The following is a 21,723-nucleotide window of genomic DNA, read 5'->3' on the forward strand; positions in this document are numbered from 1 at the left end:
CTGTCGAACCGCTATAATCTGCCCGACGACAAGGGCCGTTTCGGGGATTTCGGCGGGCTATATGTCCCCGAAACCCTCATGCCGCTCGTTCTGGAGCTGGGTGAGGCGTGGGACGTCGCCAAAAACGACGACGCCTTCTGGGCCGAGTACCATTCGCTGCTGAAACACTTCGTCGGTCGTCCCTCGCCGCTCTATTTCGCCGAGCGCCTGACCGACTATTACGGCGGCGCGAAAATCTATTTCAAGCGCGAGGAACTGAACCACACCGGCGCGCACAAGATCAATAACTGTATCGGTCAGATCCTGCTGGCCAAGCGCATGGGACGTACACGGATTATCGCCGAAACCGGTGCCGGTCAGCACGGCGTGGCCTCGGCCACCGTCTGCGCCAAGTTCGATCTGCCGTGTACGGTCTATATGGGCGCGCTGGACGTCGAGCGGCAAAAGCCGAACGTTTTCCGCATGAACCTGCTCGGCACCACCGTCGTGCCGGTCACCAACGGCAACGGCACGCTGAAAGACGCGATGAACGAAGCCCTGCGCGACTGGGTCACCAACGTCCACGACACCTATTACATGATCGGCACCGCCGCCGGGATGCATCCCTATCCAGAGATGGTGCGCGACTTCCAGACCGTCATCGGCAAGGAAACCAAGCAGCAGATTCTCGAACTGGAAGGCCGCCTGCCCGACGCTGTCATCGCCTGCGTTGGCGGTGGCTCGAACGCTATCGGTCTGTTCCATCCCTTCATCGACGATGAGAGCGTGAAAATTGTCGGTGTCGAAGCCGCCGGTCACGGACTCGACGTCTATAACGGCCACGCCGCGTCGCTGAACGGCGGGCGTCCGGGCGTCCTGCACGGCAACCGCACCTACCTGCTTCAGGACGACGACGGACAGATCCTCGAAGGTCATTCGATTTCGGCGGGCCTCGACTATCCGGGCATCGGGCCGGAGCACGCCCACCTGTTCGCCACGGGCCGCGCCAAATACGTCTATACGACCGATAAGGAAGCGCTCGACGCCTTCCAGCTCACGTCGAAGCTTGAGGGCATCATCCCGGCGCTCGAATCCTCGCACGCCATTGCCCGCGTCGGTGAACTGGCCCAAGAGGTCGGCAAGGGCGGCATCGTCGTGCTGAACCTGTCGGGTCGCGGCGACAAGGACATCTTCACCGTGGCCAGCGCCATCGGTCAGACCATGAGTGGAATGTAAGACATGACGGTTGCGCGTATCGATGCCCGCTTCGCCAAGCTGAAAGCGGAAAACAAGGCGGCCTTCGTCTCCTACATCATGGCCGGTGATCCGGACCTTGAAACCTCATTCAACGTCCTGAAAGGCCTCGCCGAGGCCGGGTCGGACATCATCGAGCTGGGCTTTCCCTTCTCCGATCCGATGGCGGAAGGCCCGATCATCCAGTTGGCCGCCGAACGCTCGCTCAAGGCCGGAACGAAGATCGCTCAGGTCTTCGCACTTGCGTCACGTTTTCGTGAAATCGACGCCGACACGCCGCTGATCCTGATGGGTTATATGAACCCGGTCGAGAATATGGGCTATCCTGCCTTCGCCAGGGCCTGTGCCGACCACGGTATCGACGGCGTCATCGTCGTCGACTGCCCGCCGGAAGAGGCCGAAGGCCTGACCGACGCGCTTGATGCCGCCGATGTCGCCCTGATCCGCCTGATCACCCCGACCAGCGATGAAAAGCGCCTGAAAACCTTGGTGAAACGCACCAAGGGCTTCGTCTATTACGTCTCGGTCGCTGGCGTCACGGGCGTCAAGGAAGCCGACGCGCAAGGGATAGCCGGGGCCGTCAAACGCGTTCAGGAGGCCGCTCAACTGCCCGTCGTGGTCGGTTTCGGCATCAAGACGCCGGAACGCGCGTCTGAGGTCGCCCGCATCGCCGACGGGGCGGTGGTGGGCTCCGTTCTGGTGGACGCACTCGCGAAATCTTTACCGGGAAATTCCCCCATCGAGGCGAAAGTGCTGGAAACCGCCGGCATTTTGGCTCAGGCTGTTCATAACGCCAGAAACTAAGCGTGGCTCCGACCGTCGGCGGTAAAGGTCTCGTTAACCCTTTATTTGCCGACGCAGGTCAGAACAACACATAGCTTTTTAAGCGTACCGGAGTTACGACTGTACATGGCCATCGCCGACAAATTAGCCAAGAGTAGACGCACCTTGCCGAATACCGTCCGCCCCACGGATCGTCGCGACAGCGGCGGCTGGCTCGCCAAGATCGCCCCCGGCGTGTCCAAACTGGTGTCCAAACGCGAAACCCCCGAAAATCTCTGGGTCAAGGACCCCGACACCGGCGAGATGATCTACCGCCCGGACCTCGAAGCCGCCCTGTGGGTGACGCCGGCCGGACGCCACATGCGCATCAATGCGCAAACCCGCCTCAGCTACACCTTCGACGACGGCGAATACGAGGCCCTCGATACGCCCGCCGTACCCGAAGACCCGTTGCACTTCTCCGACGGCAAGCCCTATGCCGACCGCCTCAAGGCCGCGCGCGCAGCCTCCGGCGCCAAAGACACTATGCAGATCGGCTACGGTCGCGTCGCCGACGTGCCCTGCGTCGTGCTGGTGCAGGACTTCACCTTCATGGGCGGATCGCTGGGCATGGCCGCGGGTGAAGCCTTCATCGCCGCCTGTCGCTACGCCGTCGAGCGCAAAGTGCCGATGGTCGCCATCACGGCGTCCGGCGGCGCGCGCATGCAGGAGGGCACCCTGTCCCTTATGCAGCTGGCGCGCACGACGCTGGCCATTCAGGAACTGAAACAGGCGCAACTGCCCTATATCGTGGTCCTCACCGACCCGACGACCGGCGGCGTCTCGGCCTCCTACGCCATGCTCGGCGACATCCATCTGGCCGAACCCGGTGCCCTGATCTGCTTTGCCGGTCCGCGCGTCATCGAGACCACCATTCGCGAGAAGCTCCCCGAAGGCTTCCAGCGTGCGGAATACCTCGTCGACAAGGGCATGGTCGATCGCGTCGTCTCGCGTTCGGAACTACCCGACGTGCTGGGCGCGCTGATGTCGATGCTGATGGACGGCAAGCGCCGGGCGGCATAGGACGTGGGGTCACAGACCCCATACCCCATGGCTAAGGGCAGGTGACTGAGGGGGAACCTGTGAAACGAAACATATACTGGCCACTAATAAAGTCAGTATGGGCCTGCATTCTGGCCGCAATGGTCGTTGTGATCGTGCTGCCGACCTTCGTCGCGATTAGGAATCATATCCTTTACGGCACACTCGATAATCCGAATGACGATGAAATCTGGATTTTTGTTTTGTTTGGTTCCGTCCTTTATTTCGCGATAATACTATTCAGTCTTCTGGTTATAGGCTTACCCGTACAGGCGGTGATGCAATCGCAGGGGCTGAACCGGTATTGGCACTTCGCCCTACCATCTACTCTGTTGGGATTTGCGGTGGGTTCAGTTACCGCAATCGGCGATCTGTTAAGCACCTCACTTCTGGATGCCGTTTTAGGGTTTTGTATCGGATCGGTGTTCTGGCTGGTACGTCGCCCGGACAAGGACGCATCGAAAGCCCTCCCTTTGACTTAAAACAGGTGCTAAAGCCGGTTATCCCCTCTCCCTGAGGGAGAGGGTGGCCCGACAGGGCCGGGTGAGGGGGAAATGTCCACCGCGCTCGCTGAACCTGTTCCCCCTCACCCCAACCCTCTCCCTCAAGGGAGAGGGGGAAGTAGCTAATGACCGACCGCCTGTTACCCTTCGATGCCCCGCTGGAACGCCTCAAGGCGCTTCACCCCAAGAAAATCGACCTGACGCTGGAGCGTATGCTCCGGGTCTGCGAAGCTCTGGGCCGTCCGCAGGACCGCTTGCCGCCGGTGGTCCACGTCGCGGGCACCAACGGCAAGGGTTCGACCCTTGCCCTGCTGCGCGCCATGGCCGAGGCGCAGGGTTTGCGCGTCCACGTCTATACCTCGCCGCATCTGGTGCGCTTCGCTGAGCGCATCCGGCTGGCAGGCACTCTGATCACGGACGATTATCTCGCCGACGTGCTGGATCGTGTCGAAAAGGCCAATGATGGCGCGCCCCTGACTTTTTTCGAAGCCACCACCGCCGCGGCGTTTCTGGCGTTGTCAGAGGTCGAGGCCGATCTGCTGCTGCTGGAAACCGGGCTCGGTGGCATACTGGATGCGACCAATATCGTCCGGGAACCGAAGATTTCGATCATCACGCCGATCGACTACGACCATCAGGCCTTTCTCGGCAACGACCTGACGACCATCGCGAAACAAAAGGCCGGGATTATCAAACCCGGTTTCCCGGTTATCAGCGCCCGTCAGCAAGACGAGGCCGAAACCGTCATCGAGCGCGCCGCGCTAAAGGGTCGCTGCACGCTCTATACCGCTGGTCAGGGCTTCAATGCCTATGAGGAAAATGGTCGACTGGTCTTTCAGGACGAAGATGCGCTACTCGATCTCAGTCTGCCCAAATTGTCAGGCGCGCATCAGATCGACAACGCGGCTTTAAGCATTAAGGCGGCGCGCCTACTGGGATTTTCGCCTGATGCCATCGACCGAGGCTTGCAAACCGCCGTCTGGCCCGCCCGGATGCAGCGCCTGCGGTCCGGACCGTTGGTGGCCGCTCTGCCCGCCGACAGCGAACTATGGCTCGACGGCGGGCATAATCCCCATGCCGCCCGTGCTTTGCGCGCCCATATCGAAGCGCTTAATGTACGTGACCCTAAGCCGCTGCATCTGATCTGTGGTCTGATCAACACCAAGGACGCCGGTGAATTTTTCGGCCATTTCGAAGGTCTCGACCTCGATATAACCTGTGTCAGTTTTTCGTCCGACGCTGTGATACCGCCCGAACAATTGGCCGCGACCGCACACGAAAAAGGGCTTAAGGCCACGGTGGCCACAAGCCCTTTGGAAGCTATTCAGCGCCTTAGACCGGAACCCGCACGGGTGCTGATCTGTGGTTCGCTCTATCTGGCCGGCGATGTGCTCGCGCTCTCGCCTGAAACGTGGCCGATCTGAACTTCTTATTCCTCCCTAGCTTTTCTGGGGAGGGGGACCGCGCCTGAAAGGCGTGGTGGTGGGGTATCTTGCGGAGGTTCAACGGCCACAGTCGTTAGAAGCAAGAATCCCCACCACCACATCTCACATGCTTCGCATGCTCGTGCGGTCCCCCTCCCCGACAAGTCAGGGAGGTACAGGTTAAGCGACGCCTGCTTCGTTCAGCCACTCGACCAGCTTCGACTTCGGCATGGCGCCGACCTTCATCGAGGTCATCTTGCCGTCCTTGAACAGCATCATGGTCGGGATGCCGCGCACGCCGAACTTCGACGGTGTCATCGGCGAATCGTCGATATTGATCTTGGAAATGGTCAGCTTGTCGCCATAGGCCTCGGCCAGTTCGTCGAGGATCGGCGCGATCTGTTTACACGGGCCGCACCATTCGGCCCAGAAATCGACCAGAACCGGCTTGTCCGACTTCAGGACGTCGGCTTCGAAGGATTCGTCGGTGACTTTTACCGTTGCACTGGACATGAGAATTCCTAACTGCCCGTCTGTATCAGGGGCGGATACGCTTGTTCGTCCCCCAAGGTAGGTAAGACGCGATAAGAAATCAATGGCCGCCGATTTCCGCCAGCCTGAGATTTACTAAAGTCTCGCTTAAGGGCGTCAGTTTCGGCCCGTCCGTCCACAAAAGCGCCGCTTCAATGCGTTTTTCCGGATAGATTTGTCGCAGCAGTGCCACATAGCCCGCCATCTGACGCTGATAATCAACCGCGGCATGTTCCGCCGAGTCCGGTGCCGGGCGATTCGATTTGTAATCGATGACCAGTACGCGGTCGTCCTCGACAACCAGCCGGTCGATTCGTCCCGACATGAAGACGGCATCGCCCTGCGCATTCGTGCCAATTCGCCCCGCCAGAGCGACTTCCGGTCGCGACTTGGGGCCGAAGGCCTCGGCAAAGCGCGCGTCGTTCAACACCCCGAACACGGCCGCCTGGATTTCCTCGCGCTGGGCATCGTCGAGGTCCGGTTGCTTGGCCAGCCATTGCGTCGCCACGATCTTGCGACGCTCGACGGGCATTTCGGGCAGGATTTCAAACAGCTTGTGAATCTTGATGCCGCGCCCGAAACGGCCCAGACCGGGCCGCCCGGCCAGCGGCGACGGTGCGCGATCGGTTTGCGTCCGGTCGTCGTCGCTCAGTTGCGATACGGAGCGCCAGATAATGTCCGTTTCCGGATCATCGGTCGGCGAGGCCGTGATAAAGGCCGGCAAGGGTTCCGTCTGTGGGATCGCCCGTGCCTCGGCGGTCATCGATTCCGACCGCTGACCATAGACCAGCACCTGCGTGCCGTCCGTCGCTTCGGCATCCTTAGCCACTCCGAAATCGACCCGCGTTTCCATATCGAAGGCCACCACATCGGGCAGTCGTGCAAAACCGTCCGCCGCCAGATCGTACCAGTCGGGAAACAGACCGTTGGGCGAGGTCTTGCCGCGATAGCCGCACAGGGTCAGGCGGTCGCGCGCCCGCGTCAGGGCCACGTAGAACAGGCGTAACCCCTCTTTCGCCTCGCGATCGCTGCGGGCGGTCTTGATCTGCGTGACCGCCTCCGGATCGAAGTGTTTGCCGCGCGACGACAGGAAGATATCGGCCTCGTCCGACAGGACCAGCAGATCGTCCTTTTGCGTCGATTTGAACCCCGGCGACATCGGCAGAATGACCCACGGCGCTTCCAGGCCCTTCGATCCGTGTACGGTCATGACCCGCACGCGGTCGCCGCCTTCTTCCTGCTCGCGCTTGATTTCCGACGCGTTGAATTCGCACAGATTGAGGAAGGTGATGACGCCGATATCGCCGACGCCCTCGCCTTTGAGCGCCAGATTGAGCGTCTCGTCCAGCACGTCCTCGCATTCGACGCCCAAACGCGTGATGAAACGCTGGCGCTGAGTGCGGCCTTCTGGATCGCGGCGATTGAGAATGCGCCCCAACAGGTCGAAGGCCGTGCGGTCCGGCGCTTCGCTCAACACCCAGCCCAGAAAATTCCGCGCGGCGGAAAAGCGCGGGTTCTCGCTTGCGCGCCGCCCTAACGCCTGCCACAGGCGCGTGTCCGGCGTTCGCGCCAGATCGTAGAGATCGTCTTCACTGAGGTCGCACAGAGGACTGCGCAGGACACAGGCCAGGGACAGACTGTCCGTCGGTTGCAGGCAAAAACGCATCAGGGCGCGCAGGTCCTGAAAAGCGATATGGTCGCCCAGTTTGAGCCGATCCGCACCGGACACCGCGACTCCGGCGATTTTCAGCTCACGGATGATGTGCTCGAACAGGGCATCGCGCTTACGCACCAGAATGAGCACATCGCCCGCATGCATCGCCCGCGCGGAGCGTGTACCCTTGTCGATAACGCTGCGCCCCAGATCGATTTCCGCGCGGATATGAAAAGCCAGTTGTTGCGCCAGGCGCTTGGCCGGGGCCGCCGCGGAGGCATCGACCGGCTCGATATCGGCGTCGTCGTCTACGTGGTCGGGTACAGGTAGCGGGAAGACCGGCGGCCATAGTTCGACCGTAGCGGCTCGTTCTTCGCGTTTGGCCTCGTGGATGATCTTTTCCGCCGTAAAATTCAGCGCTTCAGAAAGATCGGGCTGATCGAACACCGCATCCACCGCCCCCAGCACCTGCGGCAGGGAGCGCCAGCTTTGCACCAGTTGCGGGACGACGAAGGGCTTACCTGCCGATTCCGCGCGTAGCTGGTAATAGTGCCGCATCCCTAAGAAAAGATCGGGCTTGGCGCCCTGAAAGCCATAGATCGACTGCTTTTCATCGCCCACGGCAAATACTGTGCGGTCGGCATTGGCCAGCGACGAGATCGAGCCTTCGCCCGCGAAAAACTCTTCGGTCAGGGCCTTGACGATATCCCACTGATCGGCGGACGTATCCTGTCCTTCGTCGACCAGAACGTGTTCCAACCCGCCATCCATCTTGAACAGCACCCACTGCGACATCGAACCCTCCGCCAACAGACGTTTGGTCCGTCCGATCAGATCCTGAAAATCGAGCGCGCCGGTCTGGCGTTTCAGCGTCTGATAGATGTCGCTGAAATCGGTGAACAGCCGCAGGGCATCGAGCGTGTTCATCGCCGTTTCCGCGGCCTTGCGCTGGGCCACCACCTCGGCGAACCGCACGCGCGTCCGATCGAGCCAGTCGCGGTCGCATTGCGCGCTTTTGGTAGAGCACAGCTCTTTGCGCGGCCCGTGCGTCCCGGTGTAGAAAATCCTGTACATCGCATCGAAATCGAACGGATTGCCGTTCAGAACGGCCTCGCGCAGGCTCAGCAGGGTGACCGACAATTCCTGATTGCCCTTGGTGCTGATGGTGGCCAGAGACCGCGCCAGTTCGGCCACTTCGTCCCAGTCAAGGTTTTCCGCAAACCGATCAACGACCATGTCCGGGGTTGCGGGCGCGTCCAGTCCCAAACACTGGAAAACATAGATACTGAGCGGTATATTGCCAGCCTCGGCTTGCAGGCGCGTCAGCTGATCGGCGATCTTGTCGTGCTGATGAATAAACTGCCCCAGAAGCTGCTCGAACTTCTGCGCCTTCAGTTGACGGATCAACCGGTCGCGATAGGCTGCATCCGGCAGGGTCAGGACCGCATCGAGCGCCTGTTGCGCCAGATCCTTCGCCACCAGATCGTCAAGGACCTGAAACGACGGACTCAGGCCCGCTTCGAGCGGAAACCGTCGCAGCAGTTTTTCGCAAAAGGCGTGGATGGTCTGGATCTTCAGCCCACCTGGCGTTTCCAGCGCCCGCGCAAACAGCGCCCGCGCCTTCGACAGATCGGCGGGGTTTTCATCGATGGCGACCAACTGTTCGGCCAGTTTGACGTCCTCGGCCACCGCCCAGCCGCCCAGTCGTTCGTATAAACGCCCCTGCATTTCGGCGGCGGCAGCTTTTGTGTAGGTGACGCAAAGAATATGTTCCGGCTTCGCGCCGCGCAGCAGCAGTCGCGCCACGCGGTTGACCAGGGTCGAGGTCTTGCCCGACCCGGCATTGGCGGTCAGGAAACAGGAAACCTCCGGATCGGCGGCGGCATTTTGCGGGTTCATTCGTCGTCCTCGCGCGTATCGCCCACGTCTTTGTCGCCCAGCACGTGCCATTCGTAGAGTCGCGCCAGCTGATCATAGTCGCCGCCACGCTCCAGTCGGAACTGCGGCGCGCGCCACGAGACATAGCCCTGCGACGGGTTTTCGTATTGCGATACGCGCTGCTTGAGCCGAATCAGCGCCTTGTCGGCCATTTCGTCCGTCGTCAGAGGGTTTTTCTTATCGTGAACGATCCGCTCTTTCACTGCGTCCTGCGACAGGCGGACATAGCTGAGCGTCCCCAGCCCCTTGGTGCGATGAACGTCCTCCAGCCCGTCGAAGGTGCCGTATTTCAGAATCGCCGCCGTCAGGGTAAGTTGCGGGTAAAACCCGCCCAGTACGGCCTTGGGCGACGGCGGTTGACCCGTCTTGAAATCGAGCACGTCCATGCCGCGATCATGCACCTCGACGCGGTCGGCCTTGGCGGTGAGGACGAAATCGCCGCGCGGTATGGTAAAGCCCAGTCTGCCCTCGCGCTCGATCAGCAGGCGCGGTTTGGCTTCGCGCCGTCCGGCTTCGAACCTGACGAATTCACGCGCCAGATCGGGGAAGAGGGGACGCTGCAAGGCCAGTTGCGCCTCGCTGAGGTTTTCGGCGCGCAATTGCGCCTCCAGCATCTCACAGAACAGGGCCTCACCCGCAGCGCCGAGCGGCGTATCGGCTTGTGCGAAAGCTTCAGCCACGGCGTGGATGGCCGTACCGCGACGCAGGGCCTCGAACGGTTCATTGGGCCGGTCGAGCGGTCTCAGTTTCAGGATGTGGCTGGCATAGACGGCATAGGGATCGCGTTCCAGAGTCTCGACCCGCGTGACCGAAAGCTGCAAGGGGCGGACGGCAACGGGCGGTGCCGGATTGGGCCGTGCTGCCGGTTTCAGACTGTCCGGCACGGGGGTTAGAGCCGCATCCATGCGTCGGGCATAGTCTAGCCACTTCGTGTCGCCGGGAAGGTGTTCGCCCGCACCGCCGACCAGGGTTTCCAACCGCCACAGCCAGCGCGATTGCACCTGCGGTTCGCCTTCGCGGCGACTGCGTGTGATCAGCCAGACATCGGGTCCGCAGGCGGCTTGAACGAAGTCGTGCGCCGACAGGCCGGTGCGTCGTTCGGGCGAGGGCAGGCCCAAAGCCCTGCGCATCGGCCGCGACAGAAACGGATCGATTTCGGCGGCCTGAGGCCATACCCCTTCTTCGAGACCGGCCAGTATGACCCGGTCAGCCGAGAACATCCGCGCTTCAATGGCCCCCAAAATCGACAGGCGCGGATGGGTGTGTCCCCCCGTTCGCACCGTGGCGGTGCGCAGCGCCCGGCGCAGGATATCGGCGAAGACCTGCGCATCTTCGACACCATAGCCCACGCCCTCGTTCAGCAGGTCCGAGACGAGGCCGGACAAGGCAGCACCGGCAGCCCCTTGCCACAAAACCTGCCCGTCGTCCGCCGCCAGAGCTTCCGCGCGTCGCGTTAGGGCGCGTACATAGTCAGACAGGTCTGTTTTTTCAGATTCATCGGACGCGATCAGCGAAATATAGCTTTCCCAAAGCGCCGCCGCTTCGAAGCGTTCGGCAGCGACCAGACGCGCGCGTACTTCTGCGAAATCCTTGGGTTTTGCTCCCCGGAAACCTTTCATATCGAGCTCGTCGAGGTGCGGATGGTCAGCATATTTCGACACGGGGTTGCGCAACAGACTGAGCAGGCTTACCGGATCGATCGGATCAAGCGACAGGTCGATCAGATCGTGAAAAAAGCGGCCCGCCTGTGAGTGGATTAGCGACTCGCCCGCCGATGAATCCGCCGCCAGTCCCCAACGCGACAGGCGCGCCGACACCCGCCGCGACAGAGTAATATCGGGGGTGATAAGGGCGACGGTCTGGTCCGGTGTCTCTAAAGCCTCGCGCATCAGCAGCGCGATCACCGCCGCTACCTCTTCGTCGTTGCGACCTTCCAGATGGTTGAGCCCTTTGAGGCCGTCGGTGATCGCCGTCGTTGATCCCGCCTTGAGCGCTTCGATCTGAGCGCGCCAGTCCTTGGTCGCTTCGGCAGGACGCAGGGCTTCGTTGATCAGGCGGCGCCGCGCCAGACGCGCGCGATCGGCCTCGCCCGACGCTGGCCAGGTCCGCACGTTTTCACGTGAAACACCGTGGCGATCCAGCAGGCGTTTCATGGCACCCTGAGGGTGCGAATCCTCGATCTGCGCCCACACATCATCGGCCAGCGACGCGTCGAGCCCCGGCAGGATGACCGCGCCCTGAGGCAGCTTGCTGATGACCCCCATCAGGTCGGCCATGGACGGTGCCGTCCCGGTCGACCCTACCAGCAGCAACGGCGTTTCAGGCGGGTGCCTTTCGATAGTGTCGGCCAGTTTGCGGATCAGTTTGGCCTGTCGTTGGCTGGGGTCCATCAGGCCGAGGTCATGCAAACGGCGCGGCCACATATCCACTACGATCGACAAAAAGCGCGCCGAAATCTGCCAGTGCTCGGCCCAGGCTTCCAGCGCGCCGTGCGTCTTGTCGGGGTCATGGACCAGACGTTCCAGTTTCGGCCCGGCATCGATTTCTTCAAGCGCCAGCGAGTCGAAAAAGCCGCTCAGGGCATCGGCCAGTTCCAGCGCCGTCCGGGCATTGAGCGGCTGACTCGATTCGAAATGGGCGCGCACCAGTCTGGCCAGTTCGAACCGCCGCCGCGTCGGCGACAGGGCGGGTGGCAGATCGAGGGCCAGATATTCGAGATCGAACGGCGGTTCGCCTTCATCGAGATCGCCGATGGCGCGCACCTGCGGCAGCAACAGAGCGCCTTCGCGGCACTGATCGGTAAAGGCCCGCGCCATGACCCGCGCGCCGCGTCGCGTCGGTGTCAGGATTTGCGCGGACGACAGTTCATCCCCCAGAGCCTCGCACAGGCCGCGCGCCAGATCGTCCAGAAACGGTCGCCCGGAGGGGATCGAAAACCACCGCGGCGCTGCATGGACGAACAGGTCTGTCTTAGCCACGGGCCAACCTCTGGTCTGCGGCGTCGCGCGCGGTCGGATCGCCGACGTGCATCCAGTCGCCGCTCATCCGTGTGCCGAACAAGCGCCCTTCGGCGGCCTTGGCGCGCCAAATCGGCGTCAGGGAAAAGGCATCGTCCGGCACGTTGTCGGCGATGCCGGGCTTGGTGATATGGACGCCCATATAGTTGAATGGCGCGGCCTTCGCGTCGCCGCGGAAGGTCAATCGTCCGTCATCGGACAGGAAGAAATCCCCCGCCCCGTCGAAGCCCGACGACCGACCCATATCGGCCAACAATAGCCGGGCGTCCATGCGCTCCGAATCCCAGCCGTCGATCAGATTACGGATCGCTGTATCGGCACCGCCGTCCTCGATCCAGACGCTATCGATATTGGCGACCAGAATGGGGCTATCACCGAGCAAGGGCCGCGCCTTTTTGAGCCCGCCGCCGGTTTCCAGCAGCTTATTGCGCTCGTCGGAAATGACGATCTCGACGTCGTGGCGGTCTCTCAGATGTGCCTCGAGACGATCAGCGAAATAGTGGACATTGACCACAAACCGTTCAACGCCTGCGCTTTTCAGCCGGTCGATCATATGATCGATGAGCGCCCGTCCGCTAACCTCGACAAGGGCCTTGGAGCGGTCGTCGGTCAGGGGCCGCATGCGCGTGCCTAGCCCGGCCGCCAATACCAATGCGGTACGGATCACGATAGCTTTCCTTCAAAACCGTTCGTCATAAACCAAGCCCGCAAGTTTTCCATTCCCGGCGCGTTCAGATTACGGCTCAGATGCCGCCACATGCGCGGCATGAAGCCCTCATAACGCGGCTTGGCATCGCGAGTCACCAGTCGGGCGAAGATACCCAGAATGCGCGCCTCGTTCATCGCCGCCAGCGCGGTGTAGTTCTGCATGAAGGCGTCCCGGTCGACATCTGACCGCAGACTGAAATAGTGATCCAGGCACAGCACTTCCAGTTCCGGCGAGACATCGCGCCGCGCATCCTGAAGCAGGGAATGCAGATCCCAGCTCGGGTGACCCTTCAGGCAGTCCTGAAAATCGATCATCCCGACGCGCGCCACGCCCTCGCGATCCTTCAGCCAGAGCAGGTTTTCGGCGTGATAATCACGATGGATAAACACTGTCGCGCCCGTCGCCGCGCGTTGCTGCAAGGGCGCCCACAAAGCCGCCCAATCGGCCGCGGCATGATCCGACAGCACCACCGAGGCGTCATATTTGGGATACCACTCGACAAACAGGTCGACACCTGTTTTCAGAGCCAGCGCGTCATAGGTCAAAAGGGGCCACCCGGCCACGTCTGCGGGCGGCGTCACCTCATGCAGCTTTGCCAGAGCCGCCACGGCCTCCAGATAGAGTGGCGCTTCCGGCTCACCGCCTTCGATCAGGCGCGCGAACAGACCGTCGCCAAGATCTTCGAGGATCAGAAAGCCGTTTTGCGCATCGAAATCGCGCAGCTTAGGCGCCGATAATCCGTGTTCGGACAGATAGGTCGCCGCCCCGACAAAGGCCTCGATCTTTCCTGCCGCCAGACGCGCCGAAGCGTTGTAACCCAGGGCTTTGCGCTCGGCCTCGGTGGCATCGGGGGGGCACGGTTGCGACTCCAGCGCCGGGGCCTGATCCATCAGCATCAGGGTCGAACCGTCCGTGTGTACCAGCCGCTCGTAGCGCCGCGTCGAGGCATCGCCCGGCAAGGCGTCGCGCCGCCAGTCGCTCAAACCCGCCTGCTGCAAAAACCGAACGCGTAAATCCTCACGACTCATATTTTTCCATCCTCAGGCCGCGTCAGGTTGACCACGCGGCCCGTCTCCCCCTGATCGTTGGTCTGCTGTTTTAGGCGCACCACCCACGGTGCGTCAAAGCCCAAATGAGCCAGCCTTTGCGGCCATTCGATCAGGCAGATATGGCTGTCGGCCAGTTCAAACAGGCCCACCTCGTGAACCTCTTCCGGATCGGTCAGGCGGTAGAGATCGAAATGCGCGATATCGACATCACGGCCTTCGTAGGTCTGCACCAGGGTAAAGGTCGGCGACGGCACGTCTTCGTCGGGTGAGGTCAGGGCGCGAATCAGACCGCGCGCGAGGGTCGATTTCCCCGCCCCCAGATCGCCGAGCAGATAGACGACATCGCCCGCGTTCAACTGGTCGGCCAGCCATGCGCCGTAGGCGATGGTCTCTGCCTCGTCTTTGAGAAAGATGTCGCTCACAGGGCTGCCTTATCCGGATCGTTGCACAGGTCGCGCTCGATATAGGCCTTGAGACGGTTACACAGCAAGCCGGTTTCCATATCGAGTTTGTCCGGCGGCAAAACCGGCCCTACCGTCAGGTCGAACCGCTTTCCGGCCTTGTTGAGCAATTCATGAAACAGGGTAATATCGCGCAGTTCCGGCGAAAAACGGTTGAAGGTATGGAACCATACCGAATTGGGCCCGGCCACGTGGATCGGCACGATCGGCGCCTGATATTTCTGCGCCAGCGACACCGCGGTCGTCGCCCAGGGTGGATCGCTCAGGCGGCCCTGCGCATCGCGTCGCGCCAGCCGTCCGGCAGGGAACAGGACGACACAACGCTCAGACTCAAAGGCGTCACGCGCCGCCACCAGCGTGGCGCGGGTCTTTTCCCGCGTGCGCTTGGCCTCGACCCATTCGACGGGGATAATGACTTCGCTCAGGCGCGGGCTGACGCGCAGGGCGTCGGCATTGGCAAAGAAGATGGCGTCGTCGCGCACCCGCCTAAGGGTGTCGTAAACCGCCACGCCGTCGGCAATACCGGTCGGGTGATTGCACAGCACCACGCAGCGCCCGGTTTTCGGAATGCGCTCGATAGAACGAACCACCACATCGAGCGACAGAAGCCGCGATACATAGTCCAGCGCCGCCTCACCCGACATTTCCGCGATGGCGTCCGCCATACCGACCGCCTTGCCGTAGCCCAGCAGGCCGTAGAGCAACGGCTTAACCAGCGGCCATGCCGCCGAAGTTACCAGTTTCGGCGCGCGTTCCTCAATCAGTTCCTCGACGATATGCATGGGGCGATCATGCCCGTGTTCGTTCACGGATCAAGTGTGTTTTCTCCCGTGAAAATTGCTGCTATCGAAGCGCATGGCCTCGACCGACCCGCATAATCCGAACAAAAGTCTCGACCGGCGACAGATCAAATCGCCCCTGTGGTACGGTCTTTTGTGGTTTGCCGCCCTCACCGGGACTATAATCGGCGCGCTCGCCCTGCTCGGCGGCTGAAATCGTTAACCAAAGCCTTAACAGTGGCCCTCGTTCGCGCTTATAGTGCGGTGTTCAAGAGGGGCATCTGGCCGCATGACCAAAAAACATATTCTGTACGCGATCCTGATCCTGCTGACCGTGACGGTTCTGGGCGGCATCGGCTATTGGGCCTACTGGAATTTCTTCATCCGCTGGAGCCCGATCACGGTGACCCAGAACCAGAAGGAAATCCAGACGCTGCTGGAATCGTCGGGCTTTGCCGCGTCCGGCAAGGAAGGCCCGGAAATGTGGGTCATCACCTACCGCAACTGCGCCTCGTGCAAGGTGTGGGAAGAGCAGGAACTGCCGAAATTCGAGGCGATCTCTGCCGATATCCGCATCATTCCCTTCGCCCCCATCGATGTCGAAGGCAAGACCAAGACGACGCCGACCGAACGTTCGACCATCGCCGAAATCTGGCTTAACCGGTCGTACCCCCTTTATCGCCAATGGCGTGCGGCGTCGGAAGAGGCGTGGCAACCCACTTTCCGCCCCGCCGACGGTGATCTGGCGCGCACGGCGGTGGTCGGCGCCAGCCGCGACTTCATTGCACAATTGGAACCGCTGCTAGCCAATAATGGTGTGCCGATCCGCTACCCGCTGGTCATCTGGCGCGATGGGACCGAGCATATCAAGATCTGCGCCTGTTCGGATGAGCGCATGTATCACTATGTCCGCGACGATCTGCACGCTCCGGCCACCCTGACCGAAAAGACGATGGTTCCCGCGACGCCGATGGTCGAACAGAAATTACCGGAAGCGGGGACCGCGGCCAGCGAAGCGGCGGCCTCGGTCGCCAATTACGGCCCGGATGCGTTGTAAGCTTACAAAGGCTGCAAGGCGGGCGACTACCCCTGAACAGGGGTTTACCGCAGCGCATTAAAACGGGCATGCTTGGATCGAACAGGCTGGGGTAAATCCATGAAACGGTTAGTCGGATTGGTATTGGTTGCGTTAAGCCTGATCGAATCACCGATGGCTTTGGCGGATTCCGTCAAGGGTGAGATGGTGCTCGACGGCAATCGCATGAAGTTTGCCGACCCTGACGGCTGGTATAGCTTCCGCACCCCGGTGACCGGCGAAACCGCGCAAAACGAGGACGGCACCCGGACCTTCATGTGGGACTCGTCCGACGGTAAATACTATTTCAATGTCTCGCGCGGCAAGGCCGAGACGCCTATCCCTGCCGACCAGCTCGACGCCGCGGTGCAGCAGATGATCACGCCGGGCTCCGCCGACGACCTGGCCATCGCCAAGGACGTTACGGCCATCACCGGTCGCGAGGTGATCACGCTCAATGGGCCGCAGCCGGTCAAGATGGCCGTCTGGCACGTCGAGGTAAACGGCGGCAAGCTGTTCTACGGTGTGCTTCTCGTCCCCAAGGGCTCGATGGCGATTATCTGCCTCGGCGACCGGCCCGATTGCGGCACTCTGCTGACCAACGATTTCCGCATCGAAGCGGGCGCGTTTTAAGCGCATCCCAAAAAGTGCCCATGACACTATCTGGGATTTTTGGATCAGATGCGCGACAACTAAAGTCAGCCTTTGGGGACAATCCGAACGATACGTCCTTCGGCATTATCGAACGCTACATAGAGCGCGCCATCCGGCCCCATGACCACGTCGCGGACCCGTTCCTTGAACTCGGTCAGGAGTTTCTCTTCCTTGACAACCTTCTCACCATCCAGCGTGATCATGTCGAGATACTTGAACTTGAGCGAGCCGATGAACAGCTTGCCCTGCCACGCCTTGTGCGGACCGTCGTAAAACCACATGCCCGACGGCGCGATTGACGGCACCCAGTAGTGCAGGGGCTCTTCCATACCCGCCTTTTGCTTGGTGCCAATGACGCCGCCGCCATATTCCTCGCCATAGGTGACCAGCGGCCAGCCATAGTTCTTGCCGGCACGGGCGATGTTGATCTCGTCGCCGCCCTGAGGCCCGTGCTCGTTGGTCCAGAACTCGCCGCTTACCGGGTGGATCGTACCGCCCTGCATGTTGCGGTGGCCATAGGACCAGATTTCCGGCTTGGCACCTGCGGTTTTCACGAACGGATTATCAGCCGGGATGGAACCGTCCGGCTTGATGCGGATCGTCTTGCCGAAGGTCGTACCGAGGTCCTGCACCTTGCTGCGATAAGAGGCGCGTTCGCCCAGGGTCGCGAACAGGTATTGCCCGTCCTTCGAGAAGGCCAGACGTGAGCCCCAGTGGTTCGGCCCCTCGACCTTCGGGCTCTGCTGCCAGATGACTTTCGTGCCGGTCAGGGCCGTACCTTCCAGCTTGCCGCGCGCAATCGCCGTCCCGGCCGTGTCGCCTTCACCCGGCTCGGAAAAGCTCAGATAGACGAGACCATTTTCGCTGAACTTCGGGTCAATGGCCACGTCGAGCAGACCGGCCTGACCGTAATCGACCACCTCAGGCGTCCCGGTAACTACCTGTGCCGACTTGCCATCGGCGCTGATCAGTTTCAGCGTCCCGGCTTTTTCGGTCACCAGTAACCGCCCGTCCGGCAAAAAGGCGATGCCCCAGGGCTGTTCGATACCTTCGGCAAACACCGTTGCGTCATAACCTTCGGCCGAGGTCGAGGGCTTGGTCTGGGCGCAGGCGGGGGTCGACATCAGGGCGGTCAGGGCCAGACCGGACAGAAGGGCATCGCGACGGTTCATGGCGTCTCTCTTTTTATGGTGCTGGATATTGTCATCGCCAATTTAAATGCCGATTAAAAAATCTACCACTTCAAAAATCAACAACGTGACTTTTTTGATTCAGTGAAAAATTTTTATTCCATTTTTCACAAAAAGAGCACGTATGTTCCCTTTTTGTTCAATTGACTCTTGCAAAACGTACCAGATTCGCTATTATTGTTATTGGCGAGCAAGCGCTGGGTTAAACTCCGAGTTGCCTTACGGCGGCAGCATCCACTGCGATGTGTATCAGGAGCCAGGGGCTCGCCACCCTCATTTTAATTGAAGTAAAAAGTTGCGGCGCTCGTTACAAATAGGATTTTTTCCTAACGGTGGAATAAGAGTAACGCCAAAATTTAAAATTTTTCCCTTTGATTTTATGTATTTGCCTTGCAATAAATTAGCATACCTCGGCTCAAAATTGCCGTACGCATTTGGCTCAATAGCGCAAAACATTGCACTTGTCACGACATCTGCAATTTGCAAACCCGCTCTTTTAGAGTGATTTTCCACTTCAATGGAATCTATGTCTAAAATTGACCAATCAATTTTATAGTTTGAATATATTTTCTCCTTTCCATCTCTTATTAACGCAAGGTAATCTTTCATTACTTGGTAATTTGTACCACCTCTCCTCGAAAAAACAATCTTGATCGAGCAAGAGTCTATTTTGCTTTTCTTTGCCGCATATGCGCACGCATTGGTTATTCTTTCTAACAAAAATCTAACCAAATAATTATATAAATGTTGAGGTTTTTTAAAAATTTCTCTTTTTGGGTGATCAGCTATCGTAATTTTATTTGACGCGACAAGGCATATACCAATTTTCTTACCAGACAAAATCTGACAAGCGACTACTTTTTGGTCATGCTTTAAATTTCTAAAATGAAGATCTTTTGCTTTGCTTCCATTGAAGCTTGATAATATCTCATCTCGCCATTTAGGGAGAAATATATCATTTTCTGAACGCACAATACATGCACCTAAGATAAGCCAAGCAGATTGACCGCTTGCTCCGGGAGAAGCCTTTAGCTTTCCAAAACCTTCGTCACCAGCTTCATCTATGTATGCAATAAATGTCGGCTTATTCAAAAAAAGAGACCTTAACGTGTATTTCTGAAATGAACTCAAAAGAGTTTCGCAGGCTACGTCAAGGAAAAACCCATTATTAATGCGGAGCTTCACCAAATGAGGGCATAAAACTTCGCCGTGTCACCTTCACAGGTGTCGTAACTTGACCTTAAACGCGCCGCCTTCCATTGTCCGTTCGCGCCTCTGAATAAAGGCCGTCCGGATAATTATAGATCGCCGATGTGACGGTATAAATCAGGGGTGCTCTGCATTTTGGTTGCATCCCCCGCCTTGCGGGCCGGTGTCACAAAGCGGACAATCGGGCCTGAAGGTTTTGCGCCTCCCCCGCCGTTCGCGACGCCGGTCCCGCAAGGTTTCAGCTTTTTGATTTTAAGATCATGACAAACATCGAGCCACCCGCCGTCATTACCTTCGTCATCCTCGTCGCCGTTCTGATCGGTGCCCTGTGGCTCAATTCGCGCTATCAGCGGATGACCGTCTATGCCTATCAGTGCGGTCTTTTGTACGAGAAGGGCGTCTTCGTGAAACGGCTGGAGGCCGGGATTCACACCTGGCACCCGCGCACTCAGTTCATAGAGATCGTCGATACACGCAAACGCCTGATCGTCCTGCCCGGTCAGGATATCCTGACGCGCGACAACGTCAATATCCGCCTGACTCTGGCCGGATTTTATCAGATCAGCGATGCCTATACCGCCACCACCGCGCACGAATCCTTCCACGCCAGCCTGCATAATCTGGCGCAAATCGAGCTGCGCCGTGCCGTGGCCGAACTGACGCTGGAGGATTTGCTGGCACAGAAAGGCGAACTGGATGAACGCCTGACCGCCGTGCTAATGCCACACGGCACGGCGCTAGGTCTGACCTTAAGCGACTTCGCCGTCCGCGATGTCCTTTTGCCGCCGCACCTGAAACGCGCCTTTGCCGGAGTGCTTGAGGCGCAAAAGGATGCCCAGCGCCAGATCGAACAGGCACGCGGCGAACAGGCCGTCCTGCGCAGCCTCGCCAATTCGGCGCGGCTCTACAGTGACAATCCGATGCTGTTGCAAGCGCGGCTGATTCAGGCCCTGTCGAAGGGTGGCAACACCATCACCTATAGCGCCGAGCAGGGGTTGTCCCTGACGCCCAAACCGAAAAAGAAATAAAAAAACCCCGCTGGCGACCAGCGGGGTTTCATATTCAGACGTTTGAAAGGCTTAGCCTTCCGTCGTGTCCGTGGCGGCCAGTTGAGCGCGCAGTTCGTCGCCCTTTGAGCCGCGGGTCGAGTTTTGCGAACGCTCGATGATCCGGGCCGACTTGCCGCGACGGTCGCGCAGATAGTACAGCTTGGCGCGACGCACGACGCCGCGACGCTTGACTTCGATCGACTCGATGGCCGGCAGAAGCAGCGGGAACTTACGCTCGACGCCTTCGCCGAACGAGATCTTGCGGACGGTGAAGGTTTCGTTGATGCCGGTGCCAGCGCGGGCGATCACAACGCCTTCATAGGCCTGGACGCGCTCGCGGTCGCCTTCCTTGATCTTCACGTTGACGCGGACGGTGTCGCCCGGTTGGAAGGCGGGAAAGGTCTTGCCTTCGCGCAGCTTGGCGACTTCTTCGGCTTCGATTTGCTGAAGCAGGTTCATGATAGTACTCCGATAGTGAGGCTTACGCCTTTGGCGTGCCTTTTGCCTGTGATTTGGAAAGATACGCGTCCCAGAGATCCGGTCGGCGTTCTTTCGTGGTTGCCTCTCTCTGCTGCTGCTTCCACACGGCCATTTTTTTATGGTCGCCGGATAACAGCACTTCGGGGATGTCGAGGCCCTCGAAATTCCGCGGTCGCGTGTACTGCGGATGTTCGAGGAGACCATCCTCAAAACTCTCTGTATCGAGGCTTTCCGATGCGCCGAGAACCCCCGGAATAAGCCGCACCACCGCCTCGATCGTCACCATCGCCGCCGATTCTCCGCCCGCAAGGACGGCGTCGCCGACGCTGATCTCTTCGAACCCGCGCGCATCGAGTACGCGCTGATCCACCCCTTCGAACCGCCCGCACAGAACGATCAGGCCCGAGGCCTTCGACCATTCGCGGACTTTTGCCTGAGTGATAGGGCGACCGCGGGCACTCATATAGAGCTTGGGGCGGTCGTCGTTTTCACCCAGACTATCCCCCAATAAACTATCTAAAGCCTTGGCGATCACGTCGGCCTTTAAGACCTGACCGGGACCACCTCCGGCAGGGGTGTCGTCGAGAAAGCCGCGCTTATCGCTCGAAAAGGGGCGAATGTCCACAGGCTCAAGCGCCCAAAGTCCAGATTCTTTTTCGGCATTCCCCAGCACCGACACGCCCAGCGGCCCGGGAAAGGCTTCGGGGAACATGGTCAGGACGGAGACGCGGTAAGGCGCGGGGGTTTCAGAGGCGGTATGTTCTGGCAATTCGGTCATGTGGCTGGCTCTGCAAGGCCCCCACCACCATGCGCTGCGCTCATGGTCCCCCTCCCCACAAGTGGGGAGGTATGAAGGCTGAATACTCCCCCGCCACGCGGGGGAGGTGGCGCATAGCGCCGGAGGG

At 60.0% G+C, this 21,723-nt stretch carries 20 protein-coding genes; 9 read left to right on the plus strand and 11 right to left on the minus strand.

The genetic code is table 11. From position 1 onward, the window contains the following. From trpB to AEYBE204_RS21465, 5 genes are all read left to right on the plus strand, one after another. Positions 1–1,215 (plus strand): tryptophan synthase subunit beta, encoded by a 1,215-nt coding sequence (gene trpB, locus AEYBE204_RS21445; protein ID WP_031229494.1) that lies wholly within the window; start codon positions 1–3, stop codon positions 1,213–1,215. Between the two features lie 3 nt (positions 1,216–1,218). Beyond that, positions 1,219–2,037, plus strand: coding sequence for a tryptophan synthase subunit alpha (gene trpA, locus AEYBE204_RS21450; protein ID WP_023460412.1), 819 nt, complete (start codon positions 1,219–1,221; stop codon positions 2,035–2,037). Between the two features lie 105 nt (positions 2,038–2,142). Then, positions 2,143–3,078 carry an acetyl-CoA carboxylase carboxyltransferase subunit beta gene (locus AEYBE204_RS21455; protein WP_023460413.1) on the plus strand — a complete coding sequence of 312 codons (936 nt, stop codon included), beginning with the start codon at positions 2,143–2,145 and terminating at the stop codon, positions 3,076–3,078. A gap of 59 nt (positions 3,079–3,137) precedes the next feature. Continuing rightward, entirely contained in the window at positions 3,138–3,578 is a 441-nt protein-coding gene (locus AEYBE204_RS21460; protein WP_023460414.1) for a hypothetical protein, read from the plus strand. Between the two features lie 146 nt (positions 3,579–3,724). After that, complete coding sequence (locus AEYBE204_RS21465; protein WP_023460415.1) at positions 3,725–5,023, plus strand: folylpolyglutamate synthase/dihydrofolate synthase family protein; 1,299 nt, start codon at positions 3,725–3,727, stop codon at positions 5,021–5,023. A 180-nt stretch (positions 5,024–5,203) separates the two neighbouring features. Here AEYBE204_RS21465 and trxA read toward each other — a convergent pair whose 3' ends face one another. The 7 genes from trxA to AEYBE204_RS21500 all read right to left on the minus strand — a co-directional run bounded on the left by trxA (position 5,204) and on the right by AEYBE204_RS21500 (position 15,164). Next, entirely contained in the window at positions 5,204–5,536 is a 333-nt protein-coding gene (gene trxA / locus AEYBE204_RS21470) for a thioredoxin TrxA (RefSeq protein WP_023460416.1), read from the minus strand. Between the two features lie 79 nt (positions 5,537–5,615). Further along, positions 5,616–9,107: a double-strand break repair helicase AddA gene (gene addA, locus AEYBE204_RS21475; RefSeq protein WP_023460417.1), complete on the minus strand. Its 3,492-nt coding sequence runs from the start codon at positions 9,105–9,107 to the stop codon at positions 5,616–5,618. Further along, complete coding sequence (addB, locus tag AEYBE204_RS21480; protein ID WP_023460418.1) at positions 9,104–12,124, minus strand: double-strand break repair protein AddB; 3,021 nt, start codon at positions 12,122–12,124, stop codon at positions 9,104–9,106. The genes addA and addB overlap by 4 nt, the downstream gene beginning before the upstream one ends. After that, the gene (murU, locus tag AEYBE204_RS21485; RefSeq protein ID WP_023460419.1) at positions 12,117–12,830 is read right to left on the minus strand and encodes an N-acetylmuramate alpha-1-phosphate uridylyltransferase MurU; all 714 of its coding nucleotides are present in this window, start codon (positions 12,828–12,830) and stop codon (positions 12,117–12,119) included. The genes addB and murU overlap by 8 nt, the downstream gene beginning before the upstream one ends. Further along, positions 12,827–13,900, minus strand: a complete 1,074-nt coding sequence (gene amgK / locus AEYBE204_RS21490) for an N-acetylmuramate/N-acetylglucosamine kinase AmgK (protein ID WP_023460420.1) — start codon at positions 13,898–13,900, stop codon at positions 12,827–12,829. The genes murU and amgK overlap by 4 nt, the downstream gene beginning before the upstream one ends. After that, on the minus strand, positions 13,897–14,343 hold the full coding sequence (gene tsaE / locus AEYBE204_RS21495) for a tRNA (adenosine(37)-N6)-threonylcarbamoyltransferase complex ATPase subunit type 1 TsaE (protein WP_023460421.1): 447 nt from the start codon (positions 14,341–14,343) through the stop codon (positions 13,897–13,899). The genes amgK and tsaE overlap by 4 nt, the downstream gene beginning before the upstream one ends. Beyond that, entirely contained in the window at positions 14,340–15,164 is an 825-nt protein-coding gene (locus AEYBE204_RS21500; protein ID WP_023460422.1) for a GNAT family N-acetyltransferase, read from the minus strand. Before AEYBE204_RS21500 ends, tsaE begins: the two co-directional genes overlap by 4 nt. Positions 15,165–15,237: 73 nt before the next feature. Between AEYBE204_RS21500 and AEYBE204_RS40180 the strand changes: the two genes are divergently transcribed. The 3 genes from AEYBE204_RS40180 to AEYBE204_RS21510 all read left to right on the plus strand — a co-directional run bounded on the left by AEYBE204_RS40180 (position 15,238) and on the right by AEYBE204_RS21510 (position 16,869). Further along, a complete protein-coding gene (locus AEYBE204_RS40180) occupies positions 15,238–15,375 on the plus strand; it encodes a hypothetical protein (protein ID WP_155908172.1) in 138 nt (45 codons plus the stop codon). A 75-nt stretch (positions 15,376–15,450) separates the two neighbouring features. Beyond that, a complete protein-coding gene (locus AEYBE204_RS21505) occupies positions 15,451–16,218 on the plus strand; it encodes a hypothetical protein (protein WP_023460424.1) in 768 nt (255 codons plus the stop codon). Positions 16,219–16,317: 99 nt separating this feature from the next. Continuing rightward, positions 16,318–16,869: a hypothetical protein gene (locus AEYBE204_RS21510; RefSeq protein ID WP_155908174.1), complete on the plus strand. Its 552-nt coding sequence runs from the start codon at positions 16,318–16,320 to the stop codon at positions 16,867–16,869. A 65-nt stretch (positions 16,870–16,934) separates the two neighbouring features. Here the strand turns inward: AEYBE204_RS21510 and AEYBE204_RS21515 are convergent, their stop codons facing one another. Together AEYBE204_RS21515 and AEYBE204_RS39795 are read right to left on the minus strand one after the other, a co-directional pair. Then, complete coding sequence (locus tag AEYBE204_RS21515) at positions 16,935–18,062, minus strand: PQQ-dependent sugar dehydrogenase (protein WP_023460426.1); 1,128 nt, start codon at positions 18,060–18,062, stop codon at positions 16,935–16,937. Between the two features lie 291 nt (positions 18,063–18,353). Further along, positions 18,354–19,172: a DUF3800 domain-containing protein gene (locus AEYBE204_RS39795; protein WP_162148388.1), complete on the minus strand. Its 819-nt coding sequence runs from the start codon at positions 19,170–19,172 to the stop codon at positions 18,354–18,356. Positions 19,173–19,549: 377 nt separating this feature from the next. On the opposite strand from AEYBE204_RS39795, the gene AEYBE204_RS39300 reads away from it, so the two are divergent. Continuing rightward, positions 19,550–20,317 carry a slipin family protein gene (locus tag AEYBE204_RS39300; protein WP_023460427.1) on the plus strand — a complete coding sequence of 256 codons (768 nt, stop codon included), beginning with the start codon at positions 19,550–19,552 and terminating at the stop codon, positions 20,315–20,317. 51 nt (positions 20,318–20,368) lie between these two features. Here AEYBE204_RS39300 and rplS read toward each other — a convergent pair whose 3' ends face one another. Beyond that, positions 20,369–20,797, minus strand: coding sequence for a 50S ribosomal protein L19 (gene rplS / locus AEYBE204_RS21530; protein WP_023460428.1), 429 nt, complete (start codon positions 20,795–20,797; stop codon positions 20,369–20,371). Positions 20,798–20,819: 22 nt separating this feature from the next. Further along, positions 20,820–21,596: a tRNA (guanosine(37)-N1)-methyltransferase TrmD gene (gene trmD / locus AEYBE204_RS21535; protein WP_023460429.1), complete on the minus strand. Its 777-nt coding sequence runs from the start codon at positions 21,594–21,596 to the stop codon at positions 20,820–20,822. Between the last annotated feature and the right edge of the window lie 127 nt (positions 21,597–21,723).

The organism is Asticcacaulis sp. YBE204 (assembly GCF_000495855.1).
Taxonomy (GTDB): Bacteria; Pseudomonadota; Alphaproteobacteria; order Caulobacterales; family Caulobacteraceae; genus Asticcacaulis.

What these genes read in the sequence shown, in the direction of transcription:
- trpA (WP_023460412.1), top strand. Translation starts at nt 1,219, where the DNA reads ATGACGGTTGCGCGTATCGATGCCCGCTTCGCCAAGCTGAAAGCGGAA.
- AEYBE204_RS21455 (WP_023460413.1), top strand. Translation starts at nt 2,143, where the DNA reads ATGGCCATCGCCGACAAATTAGCCAAGAGTAGACGCACCTTGCCGAAT.
- AEYBE204_RS21465 (WP_023460415.1), top strand. Translation starts at nt 3,725, where the DNA reads ATGACCGACCGCCTGTTACCCTTCGATGCCCCGCTGGAACGCCTCAAG.
- trxA (WP_023460416.1), bottom strand. Translation starts at nt 5,536, where the DNA reads ATGTCCAGTGCAACGGTAAAAGTCACCGACGAATCCTTCGAAGCCGAC.
- addA (WP_023460417.1), bottom strand. Translation starts at nt 9,107, where the DNA reads ATGAACCCGCAAAATGCCGCCGCCGATCCGGAGGTTTCCTGTTTCCTG.
- amgK (WP_023460420.1), bottom strand. Translation starts at nt 13,900, where the DNA reads ATGAGTCGTGAGGATTTACGCGTTCGGTTTTTGCAGCAGGCGGGTTTG.
- AEYBE204_RS21500 (WP_023460422.1), bottom strand. Translation starts at nt 15,164, where the DNA reads ATGCATATCGTCGAGGAACTGATTGAGGAACGCGCGCCGAAACTGGTA.
- AEYBE204_RS40180 (WP_155908172.1), top strand. Translation starts at nt 15,238, where the DNA reads ATGGCCTCGACCGACCCGCATAATCCGAACAAAAGTCTCGACCGGCGA.
- AEYBE204_RS21505 (WP_023460424.1), top strand. Translation starts at nt 15,451, where the DNA reads ATGACCAAAAAACATATTCTGTACGCGATCCTGATCCTGCTGACCGTG.
- AEYBE204_RS21510 (WP_155908174.1), top strand. Translation starts at nt 16,318, where the DNA reads ATGAAACGGTTAGTCGGATTGGTATTGGTTGCGTTAAGCCTGATCGAA.
- AEYBE204_RS21515 (WP_023460426.1), bottom strand. Translation starts at nt 18,062, where the DNA reads ATGAACCGTCGCGATGCCCTTCTGTCCGGTCTGGCCCTGACCGCCCTG.
- AEYBE204_RS39300 (WP_023460427.1), top strand. Translation starts at nt 19,550, where the DNA reads ATGACAAACATCGAGCCACCCGCCGTCATTACCTTCGTCATCCTCGTC.
- rplS (WP_023460428.1), bottom strand. Translation starts at nt 20,797, where the DNA reads ATGAACCTGCTTCAGCAAATCGAAGCCGAAGAAGTCGCCAAGCTGCGC.
- trmD (WP_023460429.1), bottom strand. Translation starts at nt 21,596, where the DNA reads ATGACCGAATTGCCAGAACATACCGCCTCTGAAACCCCCGCGCCTTAC.